Annotated in this window: 6 protein-coding genes; 3 read left to right on the plus strand and 3 right to left on the minus strand. The window is 68.8% G+C overall.

What is annotated here, in order from left to right; genetic code table 11:
• Positions 1-78 precede the first annotated feature (78 nt).
• A complete protein-coding gene (gene msbA / locus BSIN_RS15440) occupies positions 79-1,860 on the minus strand; it encodes a lipid A export permease/ATP-binding protein MsbA (protein WP_143757463.1) in 1,782 nt (593 codons plus the stop codon).
• 342 nt (positions 1,861-2,202) lie between these two features.
• On the opposite strand from msbA, the gene BSIN_RS15445 reads away from it, so the two are divergent.
• Genes BSIN_RS15445 through BSIN_RS15455 form a run of 3 tightly spaced genes read left to right on the plus strand, consistent with a single transcriptional unit; the run spans position 2,203 to position 5,173 of the window.
• Positions 2,203-2,982 carry a glycosyltransferase family 2 protein gene (locus BSIN_RS15445; RefSeq protein WP_059513058.1) on the plus strand — a complete coding sequence of 260 codons (780 nt, stop codon included), beginning with the start codon at positions 2,203-2,205 and terminating at the stop codon, positions 2,980-2,982.
• Positions 2,979-3,812 carry a glycosyltransferase family 2 protein gene (locus tag BSIN_RS15450; protein ID WP_089341154.1) on the plus strand — a complete coding sequence of 278 codons (834 nt, stop codon included), beginning with the start codon at positions 2,979-2,981 and terminating at the stop codon, positions 3,810-3,812. Before BSIN_RS15445 ends, BSIN_RS15450 begins: the two co-directional genes overlap by 4 nt.
• 59 nt (positions 3,813-3,871) lie before the next feature.
• Entirely contained in the window at positions 3,872-5,173 is a 1,302-nt protein-coding gene (locus BSIN_RS15455; protein WP_089341155.1) for an O-antigen ligase family protein, read from the plus strand.
• Here BSIN_RS15455 and BSIN_RS15460 read toward each other — a convergent pair.
• Both BSIN_RS15460 and BSIN_RS15465 read right to left on the minus strand, forming a co-directional pair.
• Complete coding sequence (locus tag BSIN_RS15460; RefSeq protein WP_089341156.1) at positions 5,133-6,269, minus strand: glycosyltransferase family 9 protein; 1,137 nt, start codon at positions 6,267-6,269, stop codon at positions 5,133-5,135. The genes BSIN_RS15455 and BSIN_RS15460 overlap by 41 nt on opposite strands.
• Before the next feature lie 109 nt (positions 6,270-6,378).
• On the minus strand, positions 6,379-6,560 hold a 182-nt coding region (locus tag BSIN_RS15465), incomplete at its 5' end, for a hypothetical protein (RefSeq protein WP_143757464.1).

Raw genomic sequence — 6,560 nt, forward strand, 5'->3', positions numbered from 1 at the left:
AAAAGGGGAAGCTCGGCGCGGCGCGCGCGCCGTCGTTGGCGTCGTTGGCGGCGTTAGCGGCCCGACGCGAGGCGGCCGTCAAGCCGCCTGCTGCTGGTACTGAATCCGATGCAAATGCGCGTAGAGCCCGCCGCGCTGCAGCAGTTCGCCGTGGCTGCCCGCTTCGGCAATCCGGCCGCCTTCGAGCACGAGGATGCGGTCGGCGCGCTCGATCGTGGACAGCCGGTGCGCGATCACGAGCGTCGTGCGCCCTTGCATCAGCCGCTCGAGCGCCGCCTGCACATGGCGCTCCGATTCGGAATCGAGCGCGGAGGTCGCTTCATCGAGGATCAGGATCGGCGCGTCCTTGTAGATCGCGCGCGCAATCGCAAGACGCTGGCGCTGGCCGCCCGACAGCCGCATCCCGTTGCCGCCGACGACGGTATCGATGCCGTCCGGCATCGCGTCCACCGCATCCGCCAGGTTCGCCGCCTCGAGCGCCGCCTGCACGCGCGCACGCTCGGGCGTCTGCCCATAGGCGACGTTCGCCGCGATCGTATCGTTGAACAGCACGACGTCCTGGCTCACCATCGCGATCTGGGCGCGCAGCGCGTGCACGTCGTAATCCGATGTCGGCACGCCATCCAAATAGATCGCACCGTCCGTCGGATCAAAAAAGCGCGGCAGCAGGTTCACGAGCGTCGTCTTGCCGCTGCCGGACGGCCCGGCGAGCGCGACCATCTCGCCCGGCGCGACCTTGAACGAGACCCGGTCGAGCGTCGGCCGCTCGGTCGCACCGTAATCGAACGACACGTCGCGGAACTCGATTTCGCCGCGCGCGCGCGCGAGCGGCCGACCGCCGCCCTTCGGCTCGAGCGGCTCGTCGATCAGCCCGAAAATCAGCTCGGCCGCGGTCATCCCCCGTTGCAGCGGCTGGTTCACGTCGATCAGATGCTTGAGCGGCGAGATCACGAGCAGCATCGACGTGACGAACGCGACGAAGCCGCCGACCGTGGTCTGATCGTTCGACGACTGCACGACCGCGATCGTGATCACGACGGCCAGCGCGATCGACGCGAGAAACTGCGTGAGCGGCTGCGCGAGGCCGCCCGACACCGCCATGCGCATCGCATAGCCGCGCAGGCGCTTGCTCATCGCGGTGAAGCGGTCGAGTTCGTAACGCTCGCCGTTATGCACCTTGACGACCTTGTAGCCGGCGACGGTCTCCTCGACCACGTATGACAGCTCGTTCGTCAACGTCTGATGCTCGCGGTTGAGCCGCCGCAGCCGCCGGTTGATCTTGCTGACGAGCCAGCCGATGCCGGGCAGGATCACCGCGACGATCAGCGTGAGCCGCCAATTCAAGTAGAACAGATAGCCGAGCAGGAAAATCACCGTCAACGAATCGCGCACGAGGGTGATCATCACGCCCGTCAGCACGTTGAGGATCTGGTTGACCTCGAAGACGATCGCGTTGATCACGGTGCTGGCCGTCTCCCGCTGGAAAAACGACGCGCTCGTATGAATCATTCGCTCGAACATCGTCAGCCGCAATTTCAGCAGGATCCGGTTCGACACGTAGTTCAGCAGGTAATTCGACGAATACTGCGCGAGGCCGCGCACGAGCGCCAGGCCGATCACGGCGGCGGGCACGTACCATTTCGCGCGGTCGCTGCCGTGCGAGCCGAAGCCGTGATCGAGCAGCGGCTTGAGCAGCGCCGGAATCCCCGCCTCCGTCGCGGCGACGATGCCCATCGTCATGACGGCCAGCGCGATCGCGCCCAGCAGCGGCTTGATATACGGCCACAGGCGCACGAGCACCGATTTCGCGGAGGTGCCCGCCGCGCTCGTCGGCTTGCGTAGAGTGTTCTGGGTTTCCAAGGCGATCCTTCTGAGGTTGCGGCCGGTGCTTTCTCATGCCGGCGCGCGGTCGCGCCGCAGGCGGGGAGCGTTGCCGAAGCCGCCGCGCGCCGCGCCAATGCCGACGCGGGCCGGATCCCGCATACCGGTATGGGCCACGGCGGCGGCCGGCGTGCACCGGCGCGCGCATCGAACCCAGGCCCGGGAAAACCCGCGACGGCCGCCGGCATGCACACGGGGCCGCACATTATAGCCGCCCCGCCGTCACGGCCGACGAAGCCGCGGCCGGCCCGGCCGCCGCACAGGTATACTCTCGCGTCCGATACTCATCGCGCAACGCGCACCCGTCCCGGCTTTCGATTCATGGCAGAACCCACCCTCGGCGTGGCCCTCATCGCCCTCAACGCATCGGCGCGGCTCGCGCAGTGCCTCGACGCGCTGTCGTTCGCCGACGACGTCGTCGTCATCGACGGCGGCAGCACCGACGGCACCGCCGCCATCGCCCGCGCGCACGGCGCACGCGTCATCGTGCAAACCGACTGGCCGGGATTCGGCCCGCAGAAAAACCGCGCGATCGCCGAGCTGTCGACCGACTGGATTCTGTCGATCGACACCGACGAAGTCGTATCGCCCGAGCTAGCCGCGTCGATCCGCGCGGCGCTCGCCGCGCCCGCCGCGTCCGTCTACGCGCTCGACCGGCTGTCGAGCTTTTGCGGCGCGTGGGTGCGCCACAGCGGCTGGTATCCGGACTGGGTGCCGCGGCTCTTTCGCCGCGGCGCGGCGCGCTTCTCCGACGATCTGGTCCACGAACGGCTGATATTCGACGGCGCTCCGGCACGGCTACCGGGTAAGCTGTTTCACTATTCATACGAGAATTTCGAGACGGTGCTGCGCAAGATCGACTCGTATTCGACTGCCGGCGCGCGCCAGCGGCACGCGGCGGGCCGGCGCGGCAGCCTCGCCCAGGCGCTCGCGCGCGGCGCCTGGGCGTTCGTGCGCACCTACGTGCTGCAACGCGGCTTTCTCGACGGGCGCACCGGCCTGATGCTTGCCGTGTCGAACGCCGAAGGAACGTATTACCGCTATTTGAAGCTGATGCTGATGCACGACGCGCCGAGCGTGCCGCGCGAGGACCGGCCATGACTCGCGATCCGCTCATTACCGTGGTGATCACCACCTACAATCGCCCCGATGCGCTCGAATTGGTGCTGAACGGCTGCGTCGCGCAAACCGACCGCCACTTCGAGATCGTGATCGCCGACGACGGCTCGGGCGCGCCGACGCGCGAGACAATCGAACGGATTGCCGCGCGCGCCCCGGTGCCGATCGCGCATGTCTGGCAGACCGACGAAGGCTTTCGCGCGGCGGCAAGCCGCAACAAGGGCATCGCCCGCGCGCGCGGCGACTACCTGATCTTTCTCGACGGCGACTGCGTGCCGCAACGCGATTTCGTCGCGCGCCACCGCACGCTCGCCGCGCCGCGCACCGTGGTGACAGGCAGCCGCATTCTGCTGTCGCCGCGCCTGACGCAACAGGCGCTCGCGCGGCGCCTGCCGCTCGATGCGCAACCCGCGTCGTTCTGGCTGCGCGAGCGCGCGACGGGCGGAATCAACAAAGTGCTGCCGCTCGTCGTGAAACTGCCCGATCTGCCGCAGCGGCGCGTCAAGGGCTTCGTCTGGCGCGGCATCAAGACCTGCAATCTCGCCGTCTGGCGCAGCGACGCGTTCGCCGTCAACGGTTTCGACGAAACGTTCACCGGCTGGGGCCACGAGGACGCGGACTTCGTCGCGCGGCTGCACAACGCGGGCGTCGCGCGCAAGCGCGGCTTCTGGGCGACCGAAGTGCTGCATCTTTGGCATCGCGAAGCGTCGCGCGAGCGCGAGGGACCCAATCACGCGAAGGTGCTCGCGCGGCTCGCGAACGGCAGCACCCGCGCGGAGTGCGGCCTCGACGAACTCGCGCCGGCGCCGTAACGCACGCGCGTTGACCTACTACTCTCCCCTTTTTCCGGAGCGATGAATTGCAACTCTCGATGAAGCTCGCCCCTCACGACGCGTCGCGGCGTCTGACCGCCGCGCGCGCCTGCGCGGTGGCCGCGCTGTGCAGCGTGCCGCTGTCGACGGCGCTCACCAACATCATGTGCGCGCTGTTCGTGCTCACGCTCGTCAGCTCGCCCGAATTCTGGCGTCGGTTGCCGTCGATGCCGCGCCACCGGTCCGCGCTCGCCGCGCTGCTGCTGTTCGCCGCGCTCGCCGCAAGCGTCGCCTATAGCGTCGCACCGCAGCAGGAGGCGTGGTCATGGGTCGGTAAGTACGTGAAGCTGCTTGCATTGCCGCTCGCCGTCATCGCGTTCAAGGATTCGGGCTGGCAGAAGATCGCCTGCTGGAGCCTGTTCGTCACGCTCATCACGGTCACCGTGCTGTCGACGACCAATTATCTCGGGCTGACCGCGATCGGCCCCGCGCATATCGCGGGCGAGCCGCTCTCGCGTGCGTGGGTGTTCAAGAATCACATCGCCGCCGGCATGCTGGGCGCGCTGCTGTTCTATCAAGCCGCCGATTTCGCGCTCGCCGCCGGCAGCCGCCGCGCGCGCGCGATCTTCGCCGCGATCGCGCTGCTCACGCTCGTCAACGTGCTCGTGATGCTGCAAGGCCGCACCGGGCAAATCGTCGCGATTCTCTTCGTGTTCGCCATCGCCGCGCGCTATGCGCTGCAGCATCGCGACGCGCTGTGCCCCCGCCCGCTGCTGCTCGGCATCGGCATCGCCGCAGCAGCGGCGGCCGTGATCGTCGTCGCCTGCACGATGCCCGGCGAGCGGATGATGAAGGTCGTCAGCGAAGTGCGCGAGTATCGCGAATCGAACGCGGTCACCTCGACCGGCCTACGCGTCGAGTGGTATCGCAAGAGCCTGGAATTGATCGAGGCGCGGCCCGTGATCGGCTACGGTGCGGGCGGCCTCGGCACGGAATTCGAGAAGCTGACGGCGGGCAAGACCGGCGCGCAGGGCGAACTCACGCACAACCCGCACAATGAATATCTGCTGATGGCGGTGCAGCTCGGCGTGATTGGCGCCGCGCTGTTCGTCTACCTATTGGCCCGGATCGGGCGGGACGCGGCCACGCTCGAGCCGCGCTCGCGCCATCTGCTGCTCGCGTGGCTGTTCGCGTTCGCGCTCGGCTGTCTCGCGAATTCGATGCTCCTCGACTTCACCGAAGGGCATCTGCTCACGCTGCTTGCCGGCATCCTGCTTGGCTGCGGCTGGCGCGACCAGGCGGCCGGCGCCCGCGACGCGGTTACGGCGAGCACCCCAGCATCCGCGCCGCCACGCCAATGACGCGGCTCGCGGCCAGCTCCGTCAGGCACGCACTCGGGCTGTCGAGGCGGCGCTCGCACCCTTCGAGCTTGCACGGCACGCACGCGCCCTCGCCCTGCAGCAGATAGACGTTGCCGCGCTGCGCCGAGCCGCGCAGCGGCCACGGATCGTTGCCGGGCGGCCAGCCGTTCGGCCAGGGCCCCCAGCGCACCGGGTCCGACGGGCCGAACAGCGCGATCGTCGGCACGCCCGTCGCGGCCGCGACGTGCGTCGCGCCGGTATCCGGCCCGATAAAGAGCCGCGCGCGGCGATACAGTTCCGCGCTTTCGGCAAACGACAGCTTCCCGACCAGATTCAGCACCGGCTCGCCCGCCATCTCGGCGACGCGCGCCGCATAGTCGAGCTCGGCCTGCGCCGGCCCGCCCGACAGCGCAACCGCGAAGCCGCGCGCGCGCAGCCAGCGGATCAGCTCGGCCCAGCCGTCGATCCGCCAGCGCTTGTATTCGAACATCGGCACCGGATGCACGACGACGAGCGCCTGCCCCGCCTGCCGCGCGGCAGGCGCGACGAGACTCGCATCGAAGCGCGCATGCCGCGCCGGATCGTCGCCGAAGCCGGGCGCGACGACCTGCGCATGCGGCTCGATACCGAGCACGGCCGCGAGCGCCAGGCTGCTGCTGACGGTATGCACCGACTCGTGCCGATTGAGGGCGATACGGTGGAGCATGAAGCGATTGAGCAGCGTCACGCGGTCCGGATCGACGAGGCCGACGCGCTTCTTGCCGGCGAAGAAGCTATAGAAGCGCGGCCGGTCCGAACTGAGCGCCGCGCATGCGAGGTCATAGCGGCGCCAGATCCTCATCGCATCGCGCAAGCGCTCGCCGAACTTCGCACGCTGCGCGACGACGATCACCCGCCGCACGTCCGGATTGCCTTCGAGCACGCCTTCGGTGCCGCGAAACACCAGCATGTCGATCTGCGCGCCGGGCCAACGCGCCTTCAGCGAACGCACGAGCGGCGTGGTCAGCAAGACGTCGCCAATCCGGCGCGGGCTGCAGACGAGAATGGTACGGGGCGGGCGATCGGGAGCAAACAAGGCGGCCAAGGGACGATCCATCGAGCGGGCGGTTGTGGCTGGCAATGTACCCGATTCCGCCACGCGGCGTGCGGCCGCGCGCGGAACCGGCGAATCGGATACGGCGCTTCGGACAGGCTTCGCGCGGCGCTCAGTACGCGATCTCGACCGCGCTCTCGCCGAACGCCGCGCGCAGTTCCGCGAGCAGCGTGTCGCTCGGCTTCACGCGCCACGCGTCGCTCAAACGCACTTCGCCCTGCGCGCGTTGATTACGGTAGATGATCTGCACCGCGAGGCCGTTCGGCAACGGCGGCTGCGCCCGCCGCCCGCCGT

This window comes from Burkholderia singularis (assembly GCF_900176645.1).
GTDB lineage: Bacteria > Pseudomonadota > Gammaproteobacteria > Burkholderiales > Burkholderiaceae > Burkholderia > Burkholderia singularis.

Coding starts and splice junctions, on each gene's coding strand:
- BSIN_RS15445 (WP_059513058.1), top strand. CDS start 2,203: ATGGCAGAACCCACCCTCGGCGTGGCCCTCATCGCCCTCAACGCATCG.
- BSIN_RS15455 (WP_089341155.1), top strand. CDS start 3,872: ATGAAGCTCGCCCCTCACGACGCGTCGCGGCGTCTGACCGCCGCGCGC.
- BSIN_RS15450 (WP_089341154.1), top strand. CDS start 2,979: ATGACTCGCGATCCGCTCATTACCGTGGTGATCACCACCTACAATCGC.
- BSIN_RS15460 (WP_089341156.1), bottom strand. CDS start 6,269: ATGGATCGTCCCTTGGCCGCCTTGTTTGCTCCCGATCGCCCGCCCCGT.